General features: G+C 38.4%; 14 protein-coding genes. 7 read left to right on the top strand and 7 right to left on the bottom strand.

Translation table 11 applies throughout. The features are described 5' to 3' along the window. Positions 1 to 57: 57 nt before the first annotated feature. On the bottom strand, positions 58 to 2,595 hold the full coding sequence (locus ACN4EE_RS06010; RefSeq protein WP_431705503.1) for a DUF3769 domain-containing protein: 2,538 nt from the start codon (positions 2,593 to 2,595) through the stop codon (positions 58 to 60). Positions 2,596 to 2,860: 265 nt separating this feature from the next. Between ACN4EE_RS06010 and trpS the strand changes: the two genes are divergently transcribed. Further along, positions 2,861 to 3,865: a tryptophan--tRNA ligase gene (trpS, locus tag ACN4EE_RS06005; protein ID WP_431705502.1), complete on the top strand. Its 1,005-nt coding sequence runs from the start codon at positions 2,861 to 2,863 to the stop codon at positions 3,863 to 3,865. A gap of 314 nt (positions 3,866 to 4,179) precedes the next feature. Here the strand turns inward: trpS and ACN4EE_RS06000 are convergent, their stop codons facing one another. Continuing rightward, positions 4,180 to 11,970 (bottom strand): beta strand repeat-containing protein, encoded by a 7,791-nt coding sequence (locus ACN4EE_RS06000; protein WP_431705501.1) that lies wholly within the window; start codon positions 11,968 to 11,970, stop codon positions 4,180 to 4,182. Between ACN4EE_RS06000 and ACN4EE_RS05995 the strand changes: the two genes are divergently transcribed. Then, positions 11,957 to 12,145, top strand: a complete 189-nt coding sequence (locus ACN4EE_RS05995) for a hypothetical protein (RefSeq protein WP_431705500.1) — start codon at positions 11,957 to 11,959, stop codon at positions 12,143 to 12,145. The genes ACN4EE_RS06000 and ACN4EE_RS05995 overlap by 14 nt on opposite strands. Here ACN4EE_RS05995 and ACN4EE_RS05990 read toward each other — a convergent pair. After that, positions 12,102 to 14,804 carry a VCBS domain-containing protein gene (locus tag ACN4EE_RS05990; protein ID WP_431705499.1) on the bottom strand — a complete coding sequence of 901 codons (2,703 nt, stop codon included), beginning with the start codon at positions 14,802 to 14,804 and terminating at the stop codon, positions 12,102 to 12,104. The genes ACN4EE_RS05995 and ACN4EE_RS05990 overlap by 44 nt on opposite strands. Before the next feature lie 826 nt (positions 14,805 to 15,630). Further along, positions 15,631 to 16,518: a tRNA (adenosine(37)-N6)-dimethylallyltransferase MiaA gene (miaA, locus tag ACN4EE_RS05985; protein ID WP_431705506.1), complete on the bottom strand. Its 888-nt coding sequence runs from the start codon at positions 16,516 to 16,518 to the stop codon at positions 15,631 to 15,633. Between the two features lie 101 nt (positions 16,519 to 16,619). Between miaA and pdxH the strand changes: the two genes are divergently transcribed. The 5 genes from pdxH (at position 16,620) to ACN4EE_RS05960 (ending at position 20,318) form a co-directional block, all read left to right on the top strand. Next, on the top strand, positions 16,620 to 17,258 hold the full coding sequence (gene pdxH / locus ACN4EE_RS05980) for a pyridoxamine 5'-phosphate oxidase (protein WP_431705498.1): 639 nt from the start codon (positions 16,620 to 16,622) through the stop codon (positions 17,256 to 17,258). A gap of 103 nt (positions 17,259 to 17,361) precedes the next feature. Next, positions 17,362 to 18,243 (top strand): alpha/beta fold hydrolase, encoded by an 882-nt coding sequence (locus tag ACN4EE_RS05975; RefSeq protein ID WP_431705497.1) that lies wholly within the window; start codon positions 17,362 to 17,364, stop codon positions 18,241 to 18,243. Positions 18,244 to 18,574: 331 nt separating this feature from the next. Then, on the top strand, positions 18,575 to 18,877 hold the full coding sequence (locus ACN4EE_RS05970) for a DUF6679 family protein (RefSeq protein ID WP_431705496.1): 303 nt from the start codon (positions 18,575 to 18,577) through the stop codon (positions 18,875 to 18,877). Positions 18,878 to 18,948: 71 nt separating this feature from the next. Further along, positions 18,949 to 19,584 (top strand): ribonuclease D, encoded by a 636-nt coding sequence (locus ACN4EE_RS05965; RefSeq protein ID WP_431705495.1) that lies wholly within the window; start codon positions 18,949 to 18,951, stop codon positions 19,582 to 19,584. 71 nt (positions 19,585 to 19,655) lie between these two features. Next, entirely contained in the window at positions 19,656 to 20,318 is a 663-nt protein-coding gene (locus tag ACN4EE_RS05960) for a Uma2 family endonuclease (RefSeq protein WP_431705494.1), read from the top strand. 193 nt (positions 20,319 to 20,511) lie between these two features. Here ACN4EE_RS05960 and dnaK read toward each other — a convergent pair whose 3' ends face one another. The 3 genes from dnaK to ACN4EE_RS05945 form a co-directional block, all read right to left on the bottom strand. Beyond that, the gene (dnaK, locus tag ACN4EE_RS05955; protein ID WP_431705493.1) at positions 20,512 to 22,710 is read right to left on the bottom strand and encodes a molecular chaperone DnaK; all 2,199 of its coding nucleotides are present in this window, start codon (positions 22,708 to 22,710) and stop codon (positions 20,512 to 20,514) included. Between the two features lie 478 nt (positions 22,711 to 23,188). Further along, a complete protein-coding gene (locus tag ACN4EE_RS05950; RefSeq protein ID WP_431705492.1) occupies positions 23,189 to 24,121 on the bottom strand; it encodes a S1 family peptidase in 933 nt (310 codons plus the stop codon). Between the two features lie 20 nt (positions 24,122 to 24,141). Further along, positions 24,142 to 24,915: a COP23 domain-containing protein gene (locus tag ACN4EE_RS05945; protein ID WP_431705491.1), complete on the bottom strand. Its 774-nt coding sequence runs from the start codon at positions 24,913 to 24,915 to the stop codon at positions 24,142 to 24,144. Between the last annotated feature and the right edge of the window lie 109 nt (positions 24,916 to 25,024).

Here is a 25,024-nt window from a genome sequence, read left to right as displayed (position 1 = left end):
TTCCCTTTTCCCTTTTCCCTTTTCCCTCTCTTCATCAAAATACTTTTTCAGCATCCCCTAATTACCTCTAGTTACACCATCCACCACAGGACGAATACCAGTACCTTCAAAGGGGGCAGCGTTTCCATCCCAGTTAAAGTCACTGATGCGCAAATTGATTGAGCCGATTTCGAGAACGGGGTTATAACGAATGATGATATTATGGGTACGGCGACTATATTCTATAAAATAGTCTGTACTGATTTCTTCACTGGTTTTGACGTTGATAAAACTCTGTAATCCTGCACGAATGGGACCGTATAATTGTTGAGTTAATCCCAATGATAACACTTGATCATCGGCAAATCGATCGAAAAAGAAAGGAGATTGTTCACCCCTAAAACCTTGACTAAAACTGACGTTAAATCCCGTATAGTCGAAAAAAGGATTAGAAAAATGTCCGAATTGTCCTTGTAATCCAACGGTTGCAGTTAAGGTTGCCTGAGTATCATTATTGCTATAAAAACTGCTCACTCCTGTCAAGCCTGTGTTAAAGCTAATATAAGGAGCAACAGGAGTAGCTGTGTATTTTAAACCTTCTTCGGCGGTAGCTGGTAAGGCTTCACCACTCCAAAGTAAAATATTCCCATTGAGGATTCCTGCGCCTTGAAGACGGGTTAAGTTAGCTAAGTTATCTTTAGGGTTATTGCCTAATAATTCCTGTCTGTCGGTTTCAGCAGTGATATTTTGTACGGAGGCTTGATAAACGAAACCGAAACTTGATTGTCCGATCTGATAGTAAGGAGAAGTAGCGACAAGCCCATAGCTTTGCTGTACGGTTTGAAAGCCTAATGAACCGTTAAAGAGTCTATCCCGATAGTTATATTGTAAACTGACGGTATGGGGGGCTTGTATATCTCCTACTTTTTGGTTTAATTGTACCGTAGCTCGAAGGCGATTTTCGATGTTATCTAAGTCTAAGCCTGTAAAATTTGTGACGGCTCTTAAGTTAGTTCGATCGCTAAAATCTTTAATTAATGTAGCCACTAAACCATAACTAGACGGATTGAATAAACCGCCGTTGTCATCGGGATCGATCGCATTTTCATCAAAAAAGGAATCAGGGAAAAATGCTCTTTGTAATAATATTTGAGGAGTAAGGGTAAAAAGAGTAGTTTGATCACTGTAAAGCTCAAAGTCTCTTTCGATATATAAACCGCCTAAATCTTCCCCATCAAAACCGATGGAAAATAAGCCCGGTCTGCGATTGCGTCGATCGAACACCAATCGATCTTGAAATAGAGGAATGGAAACTGTTTGATCAAATACTAAACGAGAATTAGTGGTAGTCAATTCGTCCTCAAAGGGGGAAATATTCCTTAAATGGGCAGTATCTGCCCTAATTTCAAACTCTGGGGGAGAAAAAGGATCATTAGTAAAACGAATATTCGTAGCGCGCCAACTATCTCCATCAAAATACACTTTTTCTGCCTGAAAACGAAAACGGTTAACCTGTCCTCCTGTGGAGATACTTCCAGTAGTTTGTTCACCCTGTACTAAAGAATATTCTCTGATACTACCAACAGCAAAACTAAAGCCTTCGGCGGATACCACTCTCCTTAAGGGTTGATTCGCTTCAAATTGCCAACTCAAAGGCTGTTGAGGTAAGGGATTATTAGCAGTTTGCCCTCGAAAATCTTGCCCTAGACTGGGTTGATAGATTTCCCCATTGGCGTTAAAAACTACCCCTTGATCTTGCACAAAATAGTACTCAAATCGATCGCCCCTAAGACTTTGCTCTCCTCTTTCTAAGGTAACATTACCTTGGGCTACAGCAATTCGATCGACCAAATTGACTAACACTTGATCGGCAATTAAAATACCATTAGAGAAACGAATTACCACATTTCCCCTTGCCCTAACAATTTGTTGTTGGTCTAAATATTCCTGTTCATCGGCTAAAATTTCCACTACATTAGGGGTATCAGCAGGAATCTCGATATTAACGGGGTTATCATCATTTTGTACTAATTCATAACCCGTCGATCGAATATCAAAATTATATTGACGAGAATTGCCATTACGAGAAGCGGTTATCAGGGTTTTAGTGCGATTAAAGCGAATATTTTGATCTAGTACAAAGTTATAATTTTCTTCTTTAATGCTCAAAGGTTTTCCTAACTCCCTAGCCTCAATTTTCGGAGGACTTTCTACGGGAATAGGGATAGAATGCACATCGATATTTTTAGTCGCAATATTTGTTTGAGCGATGACAGGAACTGATGTATCAGTTTGGGTTGTTTTATTTGTTTCCTTCTCGTTAACCTTCAATAAATTAGGTTGACTGATTTTTTCTGTAGCGTTTTCAGGAATAGTAATATTAGGCAATAAAACTTCTTCTTCCACGATAGGAGACAATTTCGGTATCTCTAAATCAGACTCTGACAATGCTAAAATTTCAGGGCTATCCGCAAAAGACTCCGAAGGTTCGATCGAAATAATTTGTTCTTCAGCTAGTATTAAAGATGCAGATTGAGGATCAAATTCTGTCCATTGAGATTCATCAAAACTATAGGGTGTAGAGGCAATTAATAGACTACTGACAATAGGTATCATCTGTTAAATACTAGCTAACTTCTAACGAATGGCAAATAAATATTAGAAAACTTTGGTAAAAATATAGACAAATATTTACAGATATTGTCAAATATCCGTTCCCAGTTTCCTGAAAAAAAGAATTATTCTTTATTTTCTCGGTTTTATAGTAACACGAAATTCTCATTACTGCGAAAAAATGATAACTCTTGCCTTTTGCTTATCTTTACCAGTAAACTTAGAGGAGTCCTTTGTTTATGTTATATCTCATCTTTAACTAAAAATCATGACTAAGAAGCGTGTATTATCAGGAGTACAACCCACAGGAAATCTACACATCGGCAATTATTTAGGTGCTATTCGCAACTGGGTGGACTTACAGCCTAATTATGATAATTTCTTCTGTGTCGTTGACTTACACGCTATTACAGTACCTCATAATCCCTCTACCTTAGCACAAAACACCTACACGATCGCAGCCTTATATTTAGCTTGTGGTATCGACTTAAATCACTCTACTATTTTTGTGCAATCTCACGTTGGCGCCCATAGTGAGTTAACATGGTTATTAAACTGCGTCACTCCTCTTAATTGGTTAGAACGGATGATCCAATTTAAGGAGAAAGCGATTAAACAAGGAGAAAATGTCAGCGTTGGTTTGTTAGACTATCCCGTTTTAATGGCATCTGATATATTATTATACGATGCAGATCAAGTGCCAGTAGGAGAAGATCAAAAACAGCATTTAGAGTTAACTAGAGATATAGCTATTCGTGTTAATGATAAATTCGGCAGTGAAGAAAAGCCGATATTAAAAGTACCTGAGCCTTTAATTCGTCAAGAAGGTGCGAGAATAATGAGTCTTGCTGATGGTACAAAAAAAATGTCTAAGTCTGATCCTTCGGAGTTAAGTAGAATTAATCTATTAGATACCCCTGATGAAATTAAGAAAAAAATTAAGAAATGTAAAACCGATCCTATCATGGGCTTGACCTTTACGATCGATCGACCTGAGTGCAATAATTTATTGGGATTATACGGTATTTTTACGGGGAAAAGCAAAGAAGAAGTAAGTGCCGAATGTAGTGATATGGGGTGGGGTAAATTTAAACCTTTATTAACGGATGCTACCATCGAGGCTTTAACCCCTATTCAGACTAAATATAAAGAGATTATGGCGGAAAAAGGATATTTAGATGAGGTATTAAAACAGGGTAAAGACAAAGCGGAAAGTGTTGCTAATGCGACTTTACAACGAGTTAAAGATGCTCTTGGTTTTCTGACAATATAGGTTGCCTGAAAAAGTCTTTTGATGAAGATAGGGAAGAGGGAAAAGGGAAAAGGGAAGAGTGAATAAATGACAAAAATCAAGGTTTCGAGGCTTTGTATCAACTTATAATTACAAAGTTGTTTTAAATAAAATTTAGTAAAAAATGCTCATTTTTTTAGTAAAAATTGCTAAAACTGTACACTTTTAGGTCAATGTATTATGTCTAAACCATTTATTTTAATAATCTTCTGAGTTATTCTGCAAACCCTAGTTATAGAAAAGGAGAAGGGTTGAACATTGTTCAACCCCTACATTAATCAAAAATTGTTAATTGATTACACCTGTGGTGATGTGATAAACTCATTTAACGTCATAAAGTCATTTGTCGTTAAGTTAATGGTGTTAATGCGGATAAAGGTATCATTATGGGCATCAAAACCATTGCTAGATTGATTAATAGCTAAGAAGTGTTGAGTGGGTGAACCACTTAAAGTCAAGACGGCGGCTTTATTGCTTCCTAAGTCTCTCAATTTATCAATCACTTCATTCATGCTAGAAATCGTACCGTAATTAATCACATCAATTATGTCATTTTGAACCACAATTTTATCCCCTTCAGTGGAGTTGAAGTCCATGATGTAGTCATAGGTGACAGAGTTAGGATTATTCGGATTTAAGAGAGAATCTTTTGCTGAAGGATAAACGAAATAGTCTTTTCCTGAACCTCCCGTGAGGGTATCTGCACCAGTACCGCCCACAAGGGTATCGTTGCCACTACCTCCATTCATTTGATCATTACCGCCATTGCCGATTAATAAGTCATGATCTGCTCCCCCTCGCATCATGTCGTTGTCATGAGAACCGATGAGAGTATCGTTACCCACATCACCATCAAGGATACTTGTACCACTTTCACTGATGATAATGTCATTGCCTTCTCGTCCGTAAAGTGCATCATTTGCTCCTCTGCCGTTGATGAAGTCATTTTTAGGAGTTCCAGTAATGGTGTCACTGCGAGGTTGTCCCGATTGATCTCCAATAAGACTATTCTCTGGAGTCCAAATATTCTTAGAAACATTGATATAAACTTCGGCACGGTTGGAGTTTAATAGAGAATCATTGGCAATGAAGGATAGTTTCCGCATTCCTTCATGTTGATTGGTACTATAGGTGATGTTTTGAATTAACGTATTAGCTTGGGTTTGAGTTAATTCGGTAGTAAAGTTGATGACTAAGGGAGTGCCATTAGTGCCACCGCTAAAAGTTCCGATCGATGTTCCTTCGATCGAAAGAGTATTATTTGCACCAAGGGTGACACCAGAATTAAAACGAATAGCAATATTTTCTCCAGTGGTATTTCCTCCAAAGTAAAAACTAGAATCCGCTAAACTGACGGTTAATGTTCCACCGGCTTTTAATAACTCTTGATCAACAATAGTAGCTGGAGAACCAGAAGGATTAACTAAGCTATTAATAACTAAATTACTGGAATTAGTAGCAGTGGTGAAGGCTTTACCATCTAAGTTATTAATCACAGGAGGGGTATTGATAATACCATGGGTATTGATGGTTACGGGGGGGCTAATGGCACTTGTCTCACCTAAACCCGCAGTAGTTCTAGTACTTAAGTTATTGATGATTTGTCCATTGGTAAACGTTCCAAATGCCGAACCATTAACGGTATTATTATCAATGACTCGTACCGTCAACTCTCCGGGTGTACCTGTGAATCCAGAGTTAGGTAAAAAGCGAATGTTGGTAGCAGGAGCTAGTAATAATGCACTACCGTCATTTAGAGTCGTGGGAATATTTGTCCAAGTGCGCCCCGCTAAATATTGCCATTGCCCTTGACTACTATTAGAAGCATTGCCCACGATCGCAACTCCTAATAAACCATTGGCGGTACTTCCTCCTGTTACTTGATCTTTGCTGTCATCGAAGTTGCCATTCGTGGTGCTAAATAGACCTCCTAAACCATAGTATTTAGGAGTACCAAAACCAGTGTATCTCGGATCGGCTAGGATAATGTCTTTAGCTATGGGTCGATCGTTCACGGGGGTGACGGTTAAGTTTAAAGTCGCCGTAGCTTCTCTTCCTTGTCCATCAATAATAGTGTAGTTGATAGTGGGTACTGTACCGTTAAAATCAGGTGCAGGAGTAAAGGTATAACTACCATCGGAAGCAATTCTTAATGCACCCACTGTAACTTCTACACCATTAACTATTTTCTTGATGTTACTAACTGCATTGTCACTATTTGGATCAACGGTAAAGGTTTCGGTGTTAGGATCGATCGAACCATTACCATCAACATCGAGACTAAATTGATTGACTCGTAAACCACTGCCTGTATCATTGGCAAGTAATCCGTTATTGGCTGTAATCGTTAAAACAGAATCCTCGGCAACACTATTCGTATCTGGATTTGCTGTAGGTGCAGGAGAAATGATGTTAACGGTAATAGTATGTAAACTATCATCACTGTTTAAAGCCCCACCAATGCCTTGATTTCCAGTATTACCATCATTAAGACGATAGACTAAATCAACAGTATTAGGGGGATTTGTTCCCACATTTTCATAGGTAAGTTGGCGAACAATAGTATTAATTCTGCCATTAGTGACTTGATCATTAAACTGTATGTTCAATGTACCGCTACTATTTTGTACAATTGTACCAACCACAAGAGTACCGATTCTTAAGTCATTACCATTAATGTTAACATTTCCACTAAATCCAAATACATCATCTGGATTTGCACCGCTCGATCGTTCGATGGTAAAGATTGCTCCATCCCAATTATTGGCATTCCTTAATTCGGGATCGAATACAATCACATCATTATCAATGACAATAGGTGAACCCCCCACTAGGAAATTATTAGCACTAAGGGTATCTAAGTCACGAAAAGAGGGAGCATCATTGACGGGTTGTACTTCAACGGTGAAAATAGCTAGATTACTTTGTCCATTATTTTCCGTGAAGTATTGAACGGTAAAGTTTCGATCGTCTGGGGAAGGTACAAGGGAGTTATTACGATAACCGAAAGCATCTAGGAAATTTTCGGCTTGAGTTTGATTAACAGGATTAGCAGGGGTGAAAGTCAGGGTTTTTGTTCCTCCTGTCACTGTTGCAGTAATAGTGTAAATAACACCGCTAAAATTGACTTGGTTAATGACTTGTCCATCGGTAAAGTTTAGGGGAATATTACGAACATTTCCATTGGGTAGGTTAATGGTAAAGCGTTCATTTACACCATCAAGAATGTCGGATTCTGGGATGCTTACGGTAATAGAGGTTACTGTAGAACTACCACTAAGATCGATCGAATTACCAGTATTAGTAAATAAGGCTGAATTGGAGTCTTTTTCAGTGAAAGTGTCCTGATTGTCAACGGTAGTATTATTGTTAGGACTTAAATCCAAGCTGGGCGAAGTATTAATATTGACAGTAAAGATTGCAGGGGTACTGACAGCGTTGTTTTCATCCTCTACGGTGACAGAGAAATCTCGACTACCTGTCGCTGTACCTGTACTGTTATATTGCAAAGCATCAATTAATGCCTCGTACTCTAACAAGGTTGCACTATTTCCTGTTTGGGGAGTAAAGGTAATGATACGCTCTCCACCGACATCACTCACATCATAATCGAAGGTAACACCATTTACTGTGACACTTCCCGTTCCCGTACTGGTAAGATCGATCGATGTACCACCGACTACCAATACATCTCCTGCTTGAATTTCACCAACATCAATACTTACTTTGAGGTTGACTAAATCATCACTATCAGCATCACTCAGATTGGTGTCACCTTGAGTAAAGTTTACTGCACCGCTACCGTCATAGTCTGCACTGTTATTTAATCCCCCATTGTTAGTATCTAAGTCCACTACAGGAGGGTTGTTAACTCCACCATCGTTATCAACGATCGTACCCACACCGCTAAAATCACGATTTCCTGTATTAAAAGCAGTTAGGGTAAAAGTCTCGGTAGGTTCAGGAATTGTATCATTAACGATCGCCGTTCTGACTAATAAAGTTTTACCATCAAGAGTACTATTATCAGGATTGACAGTGTTTGTCCCATCTGGATTAGGGGTAGAAGTACCACCGGCTGGAATTTGCACAAAACTATCCGCCGTATAATCAACCCATGCTGTACCGTTCCAATATTGGAGTCCACTATAGTCGTCTCCAGAAGTAGCGGTATCTCCAGTTACACCGAGTTCTAATTTGACATATTGGGTGGGGTTGTTATCCCAATCAGCCCCCGTTGATGTTGCCTTGACTTCAAAGATAGCATGGGTATCTGTACCTTCGGTAAATGATGTTTGTGTTGGAGTGACACTTAACGGTCGATCGTCGTCGTATTGACTGAGATCGGTAATAACAACAAAATCACCTTGTACTACGTTAGGATAATTAGGATCAGTATTAGGATCATAACCAGTAATGTCTTCGTGGGGGAAAAGAAATTTTAAGCCTGTACCGTCATCAAAAATAGTACCAGTGCCATTAGCAGAACTGTTGGATACTGTATTAGTAGCTGTGAGGATAAAGGTTTCTGCACCTTCAAAATTGGTGTCTTGTTCACTAGATATATTAACCCTTACTAGGAGTTGTCCACTATCGTCGATCGAAACTGCACTATTATAGGGTGTCCATGTACCAGTGCCGTCGGGATTAGGAACAAAATATTCGATCGCAAAGCCTGAAGTCGTATTTGCTTGTCCTACAGTCGAACCATCTTGAGAGGGGATAGAAAGAGCAACATTTGTTCCCTCAGCACCAAAGACGGTAAACACTGCCCATTGTGAACCTTCGTTCACCTCAACGTTACTGACGAATATTTCATCATCAATGATGGTGGCTGTACCTGTAAAAGTGCTATTACCAGTGTTAGTAGCTAATAAATTAAAGGTTTCACTACCTTCATAAACGTTGTCATCAATAATCGTTGTTCTGACAAATAAGCTACCAGTGTTATTTAGTTGTACATAACCACCATTAGCACTATTGGGATCGTAATTTGTCCAGTTTGTTCCGTCGATCGAGTATTCTAAACCACTGTAATCATTTAATCCTAGATTTTGGTTGCCTCCAGTAATAGCAGTACCATCTTGTAATGCTAATTTAACCCATTGATCGTTAGCACCTTTAACCTCAAAAACTGCATAGGTATCAACTCTTTCTGTAACAGTAATAGGCTCAATGGTTAAGGGTCGATCGTCGTCTAGTTCAAATCCCTGAACACCTGTTTTTGCTAATCCAGTGTCGCTCTCGAAAATACTACCAGTGCCATCATCTTTGATGGTAGCTGTGCCAATACCTCCCGATACATTACTGCTGTTGCTGACAGTGAGAGTAATAGTTTCATTATTGTCGAATTGTGGATCATTTTGCAGGGGAACACGAATGAATAAAATAGCGTTAGTGCTACCATTACCATTGTTACTACCATCAGGCAAAGTATTAGGTACAACGATCGAACCACCATTATAAGGAACCCATGCCGTACCATTCCAATATTCATAGTTAGATAAATAGTCTTCATTAACAGTGGCAGTACCATCAAAATCGAGGCTAACACTTTGATTAATGGCTAAATTGGTAACTTGAAAAACTGCCCAAGGAGAACCCTCGTTAACTTCAAAACTATTTACAGTGGGGTTAGGGGGGGTAACATTAATGGCAATAACGTCAGTATCATTTAAACCTAAACCATCGCTAGAACTGATAATTAAGCTATCACTACCGCTAAACAATAGATTAGGAGTATAAGAAAGGGTAGCAAGAGCATCGTTAATTTGTTGCTCCGTGCCTGATAAGGTTATGGTATTAGAATCATTACTTGTACTATTAGCAAAACTTGCACCATTAAGATTACCGATATTCAAAATACCGTTACTAACAGTTAACGTTACCGTGCTTAACTCACTAGGCACAATAGCATTAGTACCATCATCATCAGGATCATTAACGGATAAACCAGTGATATTTAAACTTCCTGCCTCATTAACGCTCAAGCTCGGAATGTTATTAGTATCAATAGGTTGATTATTCCAGTTATTCACGGGAGCATCGTTTGCCCCTTGAATAGTGATGGTTAAGGTTGCAGTACCTGTACCACCTTGAGGATCCTGAACCGTATAGCTGAAAATATCTGGGAGAGTGGCTCCCACTGGAAGAGCATTAACAGTAGTATTACTATTATTAACCTCATATCTGTAAGTACCATCGGGCTTGACATAGAGAGTTCCATATAATCCATCTACGGAGTATTCACCATTACTATCAAGGATATTATCTGTTGTTGAGTTAAAAGTGATTTGGGATACGGTTAAGCTACTTTCGGGATGATCTACATCAGTATCATTGTCTAAAACGTTGCCGATCGCATTTGATCCCAGAGTACCGTTATTAACTCCCCCTGCTTCTACGGCAATGCCAAAATCATTTCTTGCGACAGGAGGATCATTAACCCCTTGAATGTTAATAGTTAGGCTTGTTTGGGCAGTTTGACCATTGGTGCTATCGGTGATGGTGTAAAGAAAAGTTTCCGTTAAACTTTGACTACCATTGAGGGCATTGATCAAGTCTTGGGTAGCTTGGTCTGTTTTTAACACATAGGTATAGTTACCGTTAGCATTGATGGTTAATGTACCATAAGTACCAGTAACACTATAATTCCCTCCTGATAAAGTTCCATCCGTGCCATTGAAGGAAATTCCAGTAACGGTAATCGTATTATTTGCTCCATCACTAGAATCTCGATCGGAGTCTGCCCTGTTGGGGTCTGAAGTACCATTAACGTTACCTAAGATAACGTTATAAGAATTACTATTAATATCACCAATACTTGCAGTTCCTTCGGTAATAGTAGCAGTATCAGGTCGGGCTGTGGGAGGATCAGTTTGTACACTGACATTAATAGTCAGAACAGACGAGCTAGTAGCTCCTGCTGTATCGTTCATGGTGTAGTTAAAGGTCTCCACACCACCTGTTGTCAAACCAGCATAAGGAGTGTAAGTATATCCTCCAGTGGCGGTATTTAAAACTAAAGTACCATACTCACCTTGTAGAGTGACAGAACCACTCAGAGCTTTGGTAAAGGTTAAAGTAGTATTAGAGAGGGTAACGGCATTGCTAAGGGTAATCGTGCCGTTATTCAAGTTAATACCTGTGACGGTAGTTCCTGAAGGTATGCCAACACCACTTACCTCCATACCCGTAACAATACCACCATCAAGGTTAGTCACATTGATAACATTACTTGTGGATGAGGTGGTTCTGGTATTAATAGTCGTAGTGTTGATGCTACCAGTACCATTAGAATTTGTCGAAAAACGTAACGTTTGACCATCCGATAAAGGGGTGACAGTGGCTGTCGGTTCATTGGAGCCATTGACAAAAGTGATATTACCACCGCTCACTGATGCTCGAATTTGTTGCCCATTAGCATCCAGAAGGGGGGTTAAGACTCCACTATTATCGATAAATACAAAATCGAGGTTTTGAATACCATCATTAACAACAACAGGAGTTCCAGTAGTGTTGATAGTAGCATTATTAAGACTGTTGTTACCGTCAATATCTGTCGTAAATCGCAAAACAGTATTACTACTGATACTTGTAACCGTTGGGTTGCTAAAAGTTACTGTATTACCACTCAGGGATTGTACTCTTACAGGGTTGCTATTGACATCGACCAGAAGAGTCAATGTTCCATTATTGTCAATAAATACATAATCATTTATTTGAATACTATCATTAGATGGAGCTGTATTAATTATTGTTAATGGTGCTGTAGCTCGTTGACCTGATGTTGAGCTATTATTATTAGAAAAAAGTAAAATATCACTAATGGATATAGGAGTTCCAAGAGTTCCATTAAAAGTAATCGTGCTGGGGTCATTTACCGTAGCACCAAGAGCTACCGTAGCAACCCGAATCGGCTGATTGCTAGAGTCAAGAAGTTGAGTATATACTGGACTTGCATCAGTGCCACCAGTGCGTTTAAATACATAGTCATTTACTCGAATAGCGGTACTTGAACTAACTTGGGTTCTTGTCCCAACAACAATAGAACTTAAGGTATTAGGCGTAATTGTGCCGATCGTCACTGAGGGGATGCCTGTGGGTGCAACAGATCCGATCGAAATAGCAGAAGTCAAAGTAGTAGTAGTTCCAGTACCAGAAGCGGTGGTAAGCCCGATCGACTTGCCATCTCCAGTATCAACATCAGTATCATTAATTAGGACATTACCAGAGACACTAGGGGGGTATCACCTTGTTTAAAACTAACCGCATTAAAATCAGGATTAGCAACTGGACTATCATTACTACCTTGAATGGTGACAATGAGATTAGCTGAAGAAGTTAAATCTGTTTCATCCTTGACTGTATAAACAAAAGTTTCTGTTAATGTATCCCCAGCAGTGCGCAGAGCATCGACGGTGGGGTTGTTGTTATTGACAATATATTCATAGCTACCGTCAGCCCCAATGCGCAATTCACCGTACAAACCAGTAATGGTAGTAAAATTAGAGCTAGAAGTGCTACCTGCGGTAATAGAAGACGGAGTATTGTTAAAGGAAATTTGAGTGAGGGTATGGGTGACACCGGGGGTGACAGCACCAGTGGGATTACCGCTACTAATCAGATCAGGATCTGTGTCATTACTCAACACATTTCCAGTGGGATTAGTTCCACTATTATTGTTTCCCCCATTAATATCAGGGGCTGATCCTGATTCGATGGCTATGGCATTGGAATTATTAGCAATAGGTGCATCGTCAACGGCAGTGATATTAATCGTAAAGGTAGCGGGGTTCGATCGATCGATCCCACCATTTAACATACCGCCATTGTCTTGAACTAAGAAATTAAAGTTAGTCGAGCCGTTAAAATTGGCATTAGGTACAAAAGTTAATTGACTGATTTGAGATGCAGAAACGATAAATTCTCCATTACCATCAAGAACAATATCAACTCCATTGAATTTGAGAGTGCCATTAGTTGGCAGACTGGTAATAATAACCGCTTGTAAGGTATTCGCAGAAGTACCATTATTAGGATTGCCGTCAACAGGATCACTAAAGGTGAAATTACTAGCGGAGAAAGTATAGCTATTGTCCTCATCGATCGTGACTGCACCATTGTTAGTAACAGGGGCATCATTAACAGGAGTAATACCTATGAACAAAGTAGCCGTGGAGTCTGCTGTTCTGATGTCACCATCGGATACGGTATAAGTAACTAAAGGTACTGATCCAGCATAGTCAAGGTTAGTACGGGTAAAAGTATAATCTCCATTACTACTAATTGTTAATTCACCATACTTAACCCCGTTATGTAACAAATCAACGGTTGTTGAACCACCAGCCGTAATGGTGTAAGGACTGCCATTGTTATAACCTGCGATCGAAAACTGAGTTACAGTAAGAACATCCCCATTAGGATCACTATCATTGCTTAAAAGATTACCGCTAACATTAGGACTGGTAGGATTGTCAGTATTTTCATTAATGAGAAGGACATCATTAACGGCAAGGGGGGGAAGGGGATCGACAAAACCAAAAATATCTTTCCAACTACTGCTAGTACTATATGCTCCACCACCGATGTCACCGTTAATGGCATTGAGACTATTAGACGCAGTTAACGCCGCCGCATATCGTATCGTATTGTTATTATTACTAGGATGCCATACTTTGTAAGTGTTGCCAAAGGAAGCGATAAATTGACGAAATGCCTCTAGTTGAGCAAGGGTAAAACTAACTACATAGTAATTTTCAATATTTCCATCTCCGTCCACATCCACAACGCCAATATTTCCATCCGATCCCGATCTTGTTGCTTGGTTAGAATAAACCTTAACGTTATCAACTTGTGTTGCTCCCGTAGCAGTGGTAGGTAAAGGATTACCATTAATATCGGTTTTGAGGTTGAAGTAAACCCTATCACTCAATTTAGGAATGACGGTATTGTTCGGACGAGTGTTGGAGTCTGCGGTGAGACTGCCTGTAAAAATAGGAACTAAATCATATTCATTAACTTTATAACTACCAGTAACGTTGTCCACGTTCAACTGAATCATGAAGTCGGGGCTACCATCATTGTCTATATCGACAAAAATCCCCATGAGGGCTTTAAAGTTTCCCGATTGAGGTTCAGCTAATACCTTAAAAGCAATACTCGTACCGTCTTGTTGAACTTGTAAATAAGGAGTCTCATCATTTCCCACTAAGTCGGCGGAGTTGGCAGTCCACCCTCCATCCTTTGATTTATCTGGATCGAGTTTGTTGGGATCACCCGTACGAGCAACGTTTTCCCAGTTAGTATTGGAAGGGTCTAGTTGTATGGGAGCATAATTAATAGCTTGTTCTACGGTAATTTGTTGACCATCAATAATAATAGTATTCGTATCCTGTTGTTGGCGGAGTCGATCGAGGGTAGGCTCATCAATACTGCCCTGTTGTACTAAAATGGCAAATATTTCTCCTTCGTCTCCCTGAGAATCTGCACCATCGTTAATGATATGGTCAAAATCATGACCTAATTCTTCTAATAATACAGCAACAATTTGTGCTTGGGTAGCGTTTTGTAGCCAATCAGCGTTTAAGTAGATGGTGGGTTGATTGGTAGTTCCAGTGGCACTATAAGCCCCTTTTGCTCCTTGTAATTCATCGTTACTGCGAATTTCGACACGGATAGAGTAGTTACCACTGAGGATAGATTGTTGTAAAGAAAGGGCGTTGTCTGTCCATGACTGTGTACCGACATTGGCACTGAAGGGAATTTCCGCTTGGGTTAAGTAGTCACTCTGGCTAAACCATGTAAGTAGTTGTTCCTGTAGGGTAGGTTCGATCGAGCCTAGTAATTCTACATAGTCGGAGTAAATAGGGTCTAATTGGAAAAGGTTAGAAGTGATGGGCTGTTCGATGTGGTTAGTCATAGTATTATGATTGAGAAAAATTAGTTTTAAGTGTTTTTACGGGAATTTGACAGTTTTGTAACGTTAATATAAAGTTAATATAAAGTTTGTGTAAAGTTTAGGTAAAAATAGGGTTATTAATAGGATGAAACACTTAATTAGTATGGGTTAGAATCATAATCAACGTTTTGAGACTCGATCTGATTAAAGTATTTTTTGTTAAAATTTAAAGTTTTAGAACACTTAATTTTATTCTATTATAGAACTCCATAAATTGCTTAAATTATTTTAACTAATTATTTTAACTAGGTGTTAAGTAATTAATGATAAGTAACCTTACTTAGAGTCACCCTAAAGAATTTTAAAGGTCGCTTTAGCAGACGCTTCGACTCGGTTATGCTTCGACTACGCACTTTTTTGTTAATGTATTGTGTCTAAACCCTTGCCTATATTGCCTCTATACAATTAATTTGGCATGAGAACTTACTTTTCGATCGATATATAGCAATTGTAAATGAATCATGAGAATACGATCCCCCCTAACCACCAGCAGGGCTGTTTCATTTTCAAATTTTTGTTTAAGAGAAAGTAATGAGTAAAGAGTAATAAGTAATGAGTTTTGATAATTTATTCAAGATTTATTATTATTACCTGAAATCTGGAAGCAAAAAAACTCCCTAATCCCCTAATACCCTAATACCCTAACACCCCAACATTTTTTAGCAACTTACTTTGAAAAAACCCTGTTAAACAAAGGGGAAACTTATTTTCAATTTCTCACGGATAATTTAGGATTGCTATATTTATTATTCGATCGATTTAGTCTAAATTTTATCTCGAACTGAGGTTAATTTTGATTGATTGTTTGCCAAACTTCTTCTAATAACTGGGGAGAATCTGCATCAAACCATTGAATATCCTGATTCGCATTAAACCAAGTGCGTTGTCTTTTGGCAAATTGACGAGTATGAATCACTATTAATTCTTCTGCTTGATTAAGGCTAATTTCTCCTGTTAAATATTGTTTAATTTCTGCATATCCTAAGGTATTTAAGAGGGGTAAATCTACGCCGTATTTTTGGATTAAATTCTCTGTTTCTTTAACTAATCCTTCTTCTAACATAATGCGAGTACGTTGTTTAATTCTTTTTTCAATGGCGATTTGATCGAGATGTAAACCAATGGTTAAAATAGGATAGGTTGGGGGATTTTCTCCCTGTTGTTCAGAAATGGGCTTTCCCGTGACATAATAAACTTCTAAGGCTCTAATTGTCCTAATTTCATCGTTACAATGGATTTTTTCGCAGGATTTACCATCGACTTGCTGTAAAAAACGATACCTTTCCTGTTGACTATAAGACTCTAATTGCGATCGAAGTGTCGGTTGAGGAGCAACTCTAGGTATTTTTAAGCCTTTGGTAATGGAGTTAATATATAATCCTGTACCTCCCACTAATAAGGGAATAGAAACACTAGAATTAATGATATGTTGAGCTTTTTCTTGATAATCGGCTAAAGTGAGAGTTTCCCTAGGATGACAAATATCGATAAGATAATGAGGGATTAATTTTTGTTCTGTTAAGGTAGGTTTAGCAGTACCAATATCAAATTCTTGATAAACCTGTCGAGAATCGGCACTGATGATAATAGTATTCAATCTTTGGGCTAATTTTAACCCTAAAGATGATTTACCACTGGCAGTTGCACCACAAATAACAATTAATCCCCATTTCATCATGTTTTTCGGTTTTAACTTGCATTTTTTATTATACTTAGCAAGGTGACTATATATTATATAAGAATTATAAATTTTTGCAGAGGTTTATTGAACAAAGTATGGATTTGGCTAATTTGAGAAATGAATACACCCTTGATGGTTTAAGACGAGAACAATTAAAAGAAGACCCTTTTCAACAATTTGAATCATGGTTTCAACAAGCCTGTAATGCCAATTTACCAGAACCTAATGCGGTAAATTTAGCAACGGTTTCTCCTGATGGACAACCACACCAAAGAATTGTACTCTTAAAATATTTCGATCGACAAGGATTTGTTTTTTTTACCAACTATGGAAGCCGAAAAGCCTCTCAAATTGCCGAGAATAATCAAGTATCTTTATTATTTTTTTGGGTTGGTTTACAACGTCAGGTACAAATTTGTGGTAAAGCTGAAAAAATTAGTACGGCGGAATCCCTAAAGTATTTTACGACTCGCCCTAGGGGGAGTCAAATAGGGGCGTGGTGTTCGGCACAAAGTAGTATTATTTCCTCTCGCAAAATTTTAGAATTACAATTTGAACAATTGAAAGCCAAGTTTCAGAATCAAGAAATTCCTTTGCCTCCTAGTTGGGGGGGGTATAGGGTAACACCAGATAGCTTTGAATTTTGGCAAGGTAGAGAAAATCGACTTCACGATCGTTTCTTGTATAAAAAACAGGATGCCATGAATTGGGATATTCACCGATTAGCCCCTTAAAGTATCTTCTTTGATCTTTTCTTCTTTTTCAAATTTTTCAAAAGGAAAATTTCAGGAATATGATAAAATCAGGAGACAGAACGCCATATCATTTAAGATACAAATGAACAAGATTAATATTCGTGGAGTAGATCACTTTTACCAGTTTACGGAAACTCCCGACTCATCTAATCCCGTATTAGTATTTATTCACGGGTGGTTGCTCAGTCATCAATATTGGCAACCATTGATCGATCGAATCAAAGATCAATATTCTTGTTTAAGCTATGATTTAAAAGGATTTGGAGCTTCTCAACTACCCGAAGATTCTTTAAATTTGAATTTTGATTTACGCAGTTACGCTGAAGATTTACAAGAACTATTAACTCAATTAAACATCAAAAAGGCTTGGTTAGTAGGTCATTCTTTGGGGGGAAGTATTGCTATTTGGGGTGCGGATATTTGTTCCGAAATAATAGAAGGCGTTATTTGTGTGAATGCAGGAGGAGGCATTTATCTCAAGGAGGAATTTGAGCGGTTTCGTAAAGCAGGAGAAAATCTCGTTAAATTTCGCCCCCCTTGGTTTTCATATCTTCCCCTATTTGATGTCATTTTTTCTCGTATGATGGTAAAACGCCCCCTGAGTCTGCAATGGGGAAAGGCAAGATTACAAGACTTTATCAATGCTAATGAACAAGCCGCCATCGGTTCATTATTGGAGTCCACCACTGAAAACGAAGTCCATTATTTACCCCAAATAGTTGCTCGTTTATCTCAACCAGTATATTTTATCGCTGGAAAACAGGATCAAATTATGGAACCTCAGTATGTTAAGCATTTAGCTAGTTTTCATCATCTATTTCAACATCATCAAGATAATGTTTATGAGATAGAAGAATGTGGACATTTTGCCATGTTAGAACAAACTGATCTAGTTTCTGATTATACTTTAAAAATTATTCAACAATATAACACTAATATCTGTGAGGATAAAATGTTACGATAGTTAATGAGAATTAAAAATAAAATAATCGTCAGTTCGATCGACATTGTGGCAACACAACCTTAACTGATCAAATCCGATGTTTTATTAAGTCTCGATCGTAAGTTCATTATATTTGGATAATTTTCCTTTTAAACTATGCTCAATCTTCTTTTATCTCTATTTCCACTATTGATGTATATGCTTATGGTATCACGTCCAATCATCAAAATTAGTTAAAATCGAGATTCTGAAATTATTTACTCCTGATGGAAAAAAAATTAACCTTGGGAAGTTTTACTATTACAATTATCCTAAAAATTATATTGATCTTTAGCAGTGTAAGGAGAAGTCTATGTTAGACCGTAAAATTTATCAAATGTATAAAGAAGGTTGTGATGTATCTGTATTCCTGCGAGATCAGCAACGTTGGATTGAAGACGCACAAATTATTGGTATTGAAGGCGATATTGTTGTGATTCGCTATGAAATGGAAGAAGATTACGAAAACAGTTCTTGGGAAGAGTTTGTGCGCCTTGAAAGTATTGGTGCAGTCAGTCGCAAATTAGCTTCTGTACCCAAGGGTTACGGAGAAATTCCCGTCTCCGATGATTGCCCCGAAGCAGAACAAATTTATCCCCGTCACGAGGGAGACTAGAGTAGTGAATAGTGAATAGGTAATAGGTAATAGGTAATTCTTAATTCTTAATTCTTAATTCTTAATTCTTGATGTCATTAAATAAGTTTCAAGTTTGTGAGGGAGATTTATCCCTCGATATGTTTAATCAGTATCAAAAAGCCGATTGTTTAGCCTTAGATACCGAAACTATGGGCTTAATTCCTCAGCGCGATCGACTTTGCCTAGTACAAATATGCGATCGAGAGGGCTATGTAACTGCTATTCGTATCGGAAAAGGACAAACTACAGCCCCCCTTCTCACTAAATTATTAGAGTCAGAAAAAATTACTAAAATTTTCCATTATGCTCGTTTTGATGTAGCTCAATTTAAGCATACCTTCGGAGTGGAAACCGCCCCCATTTTTTGTACTAAAATTGCCAGTAAAATTGCTCGTACCTACACCCAAAGTCACGGTTTAAAAAGCCTTGTACAAGAATTAGAAGGGGTAGAGTTAGATAAAAAAGCCCAAAGCTCTGATTGGGGTAATGTTAACAGTTTATCATCAGAACAGTTAAGTTATGCGGCTAATGATGTACGCTATCTTATTCCCGTACGGGAAAAATTAATTTCTATGTTACAAAGAGAAGGTCGTTGGGAATTAACGGAAAGATGTTTTTCTGCTATTTCTCTATTTGTGGATTTAGATTTAATGTATTATAGCAATGTCTTTGAGCATCAAGCCTAATTTTAAACATCAGTTCAACATCGTATTGCGTAAGTCCTGAAAAATCTAGCTATGATATTAATAAATCTTTTATGGTTTTAACAATGATGCTGACTGAACAGAGAGCCGATCGAGTTGTGCTATACAATATAGATTGGCAACAATTTGAAAATATCCTCATGGATTTAGGACAAACTCGTTCTGCTAGAATTGCTTATGATAATGGAGCATTAGAAATTATGAGTCCTTTATCCGAACACGAATATTATAAAGAGAATATTGGTACTGCAATTCAAGACATTGCGGAAGTATTAGAAAGAGATTATGAGAGTTTAGGTTCAACTACTTGGCGTAAACAGGCGAAAATGGCTGGACTTGAACCTGATAACTGTTTTTATTTTCAAAACGAGTCAAAAATCAGAGGTAAATTAGACTATGATTTAAACTATGATCCACCACCAGATTTAGCCCTAGAAATTGATATTACCAGTAAATTGATCGATCGATTTCCTATTTATGGCCGTTTAGGGATTCCTGAATTGTGGTGTTATGACGAAGGAAAATTAAAAATTTATTTGTTACAAGCTGATGAAACCTATCAAGAGTCACCTTTTAGTTTAGTATTTCCAGATTTACCCGTACAAGAAATACCAGAAGTTATTAATCAATATCGTTTAGAAGGAAGAAGAAAAATTCGTCAAGAAATTAGAAAATGGGCAAATTCCAACACTCAGAATAGGGTATTAGAAATATAACAGGCATTCTCAGCAACCTCTAAATAAAATTTTTGAAACCCCCCCCACTTTTATAAAAAATGTGATATAATAAAGACTGTCTTTCCTATCTTCTTGTCTTCCAAGACTTTCCCCTTCGGGGGAAGGTCTGTCCTCAGTAAATACTCTACATTTAAGTTGAGCTAGATTAGAATAGAGAAATTATATTTAATCATCAAAACCAATCGTCGTCGTCTTCCCAACCACTTTCGTAGGGTATATTTCTTTTCTTGCCTACATTGTACCCTCTTTCACCTCGATCGTTTTCGGGAGGATAGTCGTCATAACGACGAGGTTGAGGACGATTTGAATTTGGTTGCGAACCTTTTGTATTTCTGGGATTGGATAAGCCTCCGCTACCATAGCCATAGTTGTTAGGATTATCATAGTCTCGATCGCGGGATGATGTTGTTCGATCGAACCTTGAAGGTTTTGCACCGTATAAGGGAGTATCGGGATTACGATAAACTCTATCTCTCTCTCGATAATCAAAATCATCGTCATCATCGCCGATGAAAGTCTTTTTAATGGACTCGAAAAACCCTTCTTCTTGATCATCATATTGTAGTCTTACTTCTCTGTTTAACTCATAGAGAACATCCTGCAAATCTGCTAAGGTTCTGTCTAAGCGTCGATCGTCATCCTTCTCTAAACTGTCGAGAATTTCACTACAAAGATTTTCTATATCTCGGCGATAGGGGTTAGTGAATTGACTGCCAAAATCGAGGGTAACTTCCCGTAATCGGCGTTGTGCTTGATCCGTCAAAGCCTTAGCACTATTGCGTTTTTCTACCCTATCCCTTCTTTCTCTATCCTCCCTTGCAAACTCCTGCGCCTCCTCCATCATTCGATCGACCTCCGACTGTGATAAAGTCGAAGCATTCTGCACAATAATTCGTTGTTCTCTCCCTGTAGTTTTATCTCTTGCAATTACCTGTAAAATACCATTAGCATCAATATCAAAAGACACTTGAATTTGTGGTACACCACGAGGAGCTGGAGGAATACCTGTTAACTTGAAACGCCCTAAAGACTTGTTATCCTCAGCCATTTCTCGCTCTCCTTGCACGACATGGATTTCCACAGAAGTTTGATTATTCTCTGAAGTAGAAAAAATGTCTGAGCGTCTGACGGGGATTGTAGTATTGCGAGGTAAGAGCTTTTTAGTTACACCCCCAATGGTTTCCACACCGATAGATAAAGGAGTCACATCAAGGAGTAAAATATCTTTGACTTCTCCACCCAAAATTCCCGCTTGAACCGCAGCACCAACGGCTACAACCTCATCAGGGTTAACATTTTGATTAGGCTCAATATCGATAAAACTACGCACAAGTTCTTGTACCATAGGAATACGAGTTGAGCCACCGACTAACACCACTTCATCGATTTGTACAGGGCTTAAACCTGCGTCTTTCAAAGCTCGTTGAATAGGGCGACGTAAACGAGAGACTAAATCACCACATAACTGTTCAAATTTAGCACGACTAAGGGTTGTTTCGATATGTTTTGGACCATCTTCTGTAGCAGTGATAAAAGGTAAGTTAATTTCCGTGTTACTCACCCCAGACAGTTCAATTTTAGCCTTTTCGGCGGCTTCCGTTAACCGTTGCAACGATTGTCTATCTCGTCTTAAATCCACCCCTTCTTTTTCCAGAAAATCCTCTGCTAGAAAGTCCACAATGCGCCTATCAAAGTCATTGCCTCCTAACTGAGTATCACCGCTAGTCGCCCTCACTTCTAAAATACCGTCTCCCACTTCAAGGATAGAAACATCAAAAGTGCCTCCTCCTAAGTCAAACACTAAAATTTTCTCGTTGCGTTTTTTCTCTAAACCATAGGCTAAGGAGGCTGCTGTCGGTTCGTTAACAATTCTTAATACTTCTAGTCCAGCAATTTTTCCAGCGTCTTTGGTGGCTTGACGTTGAGCATCATTAAAGTAAGCAGGTACAGTAATTACAGCGCCTGTGACTTCTTCCCCTAAATATCTTTCTGCTTCTTCGGCTAATTTGCGTAATATCATTGCCGACACTTCTTCGGGGGCAAATTCTTTTTTGAGACGAGGGCAACGAATTTTAATATTATCTATGTCATCACGGCGAATGGTATAGGGTACACGCTTTGATTCTTCATTCAATTCGCCATATTTTCGCCCCATGAAACGTTTAATACCATAGTAGGTATTTTGGGGATTTAAGACTCCTTGTCGTCTTGCCATTTGCCCAATGACTAACTCGTTATCTTTGTTAAAACCTACCACTGAGGGGGTAGTACGACTGCCTTCGGAATTAGGAATAACAAGGGGTTTCCCCCCTTCCATCACTGCTACCACTGAGTTTGTTGTGCCTAAATCTATTCCAACGACTCTACCCATTGTTACTTTTTTGCTCCAGTTTTTCTCGTTATCTATCCTTCCTCGATCGATCGAGGTTTTTCTAGTTTACTATAGTTATATCAGTTCTATTTGAAGAACTCTACCTTATAGAAGGATAGGAATTCTGAACTACAATCACTTGCAATTCCCTACTCTCTAATTGAGGTTTGCTAGGCTGACTGGTATTTACCTTACTGAATCATACATCCATCTATTTACTAGATACCATGCCAATTCATGGTTAGCCTTGACTTTGCGAGGGACTCTCGCTAGGTGGACGTTAACTCCACAGCTTTTATTTTAGCAGAAAGGAATTGCTACCGCAATATTTATTGCTTGGGTCGCAATTCATCCCTACCTTAAAGAAGGATAAGGTATTCTTGCTCCCATTTTGATAAACATAATAGAGTCCGATTAGGACATTTTCCCACTTGAGCCATGAGCCTGTGAAAGATGAAGCCTACACTATACCACTAGGTTAGTGTTGGTAGTTCACGAAAGTGTTAATGGGAATCGCCCAACTCGAATGAATCATCTGTGCTTTTTTATCGGGAGGTGCGATCGAACCATCCTCAAATACATAAGGGTTGCCCCAAGCGGGGTATTTATGCCTTCCGTTAATACCAATAATTTGCCCCTTAGCATTGAGTAATGCACCACCACTCATACCTTTTACGATGTCGTTACTATAGCCAATTTGATAACCGCCACGAAAGGATAAATCACTGATTAAATTAACTTTTCCCCTCGTAAATGTAAAATTATCTTTGTTTAAATTGTCACTGGAAGTATAGGGAAAACCTACTCCATAAACCACCTCATCGATAGCAGGAAAAGGTTGATTACTCAAGACGGCAACAGTATAATTATTTCTACTGGTAAACTCTAAAATACCTAAATCATAGTCTCGAAAATTATAATTATTAGCTATTCTTGCTGTGTGAATTATCCCGTCATTTGTCCTGATTTTATAGGCATTATTTTGCCTCCCAAATAGCAAAACATGATCATTGGTTAATACCTGATAAGTACCGTTTTTTCCAGAAATTATGATACCTGAGCCTGAATTTTTCCCTGACAATACTTTAACAGTAATTTGTCGAGCATAGGCTTCAATTTCTTCCTCTTTAACCTCCGTAGAGGCTTGTAAATTGAGGGTTTCTGGGTTATTTCGATCGAAACTGACGACAGGTATTTCCCAAGATTCAAAACTCTCTGAATTAGATATTAAAATATCAGGAATTTTTCTACCTGTCCACCTGTCCACCTGTTCACCTGTCTTGTCTTCATCATTGTTTTTTTGTGTCACTAAGGCAATATCAAAACTTTTGACGGGAAGAAGATATTGGGTTAAAACCCCACTAGCAAAACAAATTAAACCAAATAAGCCTGTAGTGATAAATTTTTTCATCGTTGGTTGCCCGAAATAATTTACCAGATTCTAACAGGAACGGGATTAGTAGGAAGATTAAAAGGTGGTAGGATAGGGTTAAGAGGTGAATTGGTGTTAGAAGGAGTTGTATTTGGTTGTGGTGTCGTTTCAACGTTACTAGGAGTAGCCGGTTGAGGTCCCATGTTTGCTGGTTGTGTGGTTGGAGTTGTCGTGTTATTTGTAGGGGCAGGGGTGTTGGTATCAAAATTTTGGGAGAAATTATTTTGCACTCTAGGCGCTGTCTGAATATGCCCTGTTAAATTGAGTGCAGTAGCACCTTCTCTTGTTCTGGTTATGTTACTTCTTCGGAAATTATTTAAAATATTAGTATTACTATTAAACTGCATGGAGGGACCTCCGGCACCATCTCTGGTATTGTCAATCTCTCGTAATACTTGTGCTGGGTCTTGATCAGGACGTAAGGTTAATAATACATTGCTACCACCTCGATCGCAACTTGTACCAGAGCAAATGACATTATAATTATTAACTCTTCCAGTTACTAAATAGGTAGGTTGGAATCGATTCATTCTTTGAGTAACTTCTAAACATCTTTGTACGGGAGTATAAGGTCCTTGAAAATAGGTACTTCTCCATTTGAAAATTTCCACAACTCCTCCGGGAGTTTCTACATAAGTGGTAGGAATATTGTTAATATCAGCACCGCACTGAAATTGAACAGATTGAGCTTGACTAGGGGAAACAAATCCCATGATTCCACCGATTACTGTGCTTGTCATTAGTGCGATCGAAATGTTTTTATTAAGTTTCATAATTTTTATACCTAAATATTTAAACTACTGAAGAATCTATTAAACTCAATATTGTCTATAGATTCAGTTAAATGTATAGATGCAAATAATTTTAAATTGTTCCCCTTCT

The organism is Geminocystis sp. CENA526 (genome assembly GCF_050753365.1).
Lineage (GTDB): Bacteria > Cyanobacteriota > Cyanobacteriia > Cyanobacteriales > Cyanobacteriaceae > Geminocystis.
Note: the sequence above shows the minus strand (reverse complement) of the source record. Positions and strands in the feature narration are given on the sequence as shown.

Excerpts from the sequence above, each read along its gene's own strand:
- miaA (WP_431705506.1), bottom strand. The coding sequence starts at position 16,518 with ATGAAATGGGGATTAATTGTTATTTGTGGTGCAACTGCCAGTGGTAAA.
- ACN4EE_RS05950 (WP_431705492.1), bottom strand. The coding sequence starts at position 24,121 with ATGAAAAAATTTATCACTACAGGCTTATTTGGTTTAATTTGTTTTGCT.
- ACN4EE_RS05990 (WP_431705499.1), bottom strand. The coding sequence starts at position 14,804 with ATGACTAACCACATCGAACAGCCCATCACTTCTAACCTTTTCCAATTA.
- trpS (WP_431705502.1), top strand. The coding sequence starts at position 2,861 with ATGACTAAGAAGCGTGTATTATCAGGAGTACAACCCACAGGAAATCTA.
- dnaK (WP_431705493.1), bottom strand. The coding sequence starts at position 22,710 with ATGGGTAGAGTCGTTGGAATAGATTTAGGCACAACAAACTCAGTGGTA.
- pdxH (WP_431705498.1), top strand. The coding sequence starts at position 16,620 with ATGGATTTGGCTAATTTGAGAAATGAATACACCCTTGATGGTTTAAGA.
- ACN4EE_RS06010 (WP_431705503.1), bottom strand. The coding sequence starts at position 2,595 with ATGATACCTATTGTCAGTAGTCTATTAATTGCCTCTACACCCTATAGT.
- ACN4EE_RS05965 (WP_431705495.1), top strand. The coding sequence starts at position 18,949 with ATGTCATTAAATAAGTTTCAAGTTTGTGAGGGAGATTTATCCCTCGAT.
- ACN4EE_RS05945 (WP_431705491.1), bottom strand. The coding sequence starts at position 24,915 with ATGAAACTTAATAAAAACATTTCGATCGCACTAATGACAAGCACAGTA.
- ACN4EE_RS05975 (WP_431705497.1), top strand. The coding sequence starts at position 17,362 with ATGAACAAGATTAATATTCGTGGAGTAGATCACTTTTACCAGTTTACG.
- ACN4EE_RS05970 (WP_431705496.1), top strand. The coding sequence starts at position 18,575 with ATGTTAGACCGTAAAATTTATCAAATGTATAAAGAAGGTTGTGATGTA.
- ACN4EE_RS05960 (WP_431705494.1), top strand. The coding sequence starts at position 19,656 with ATGGTTTTAACAATGATGCTGACTGAACAGAGAGCCGATCGAGTTGTG.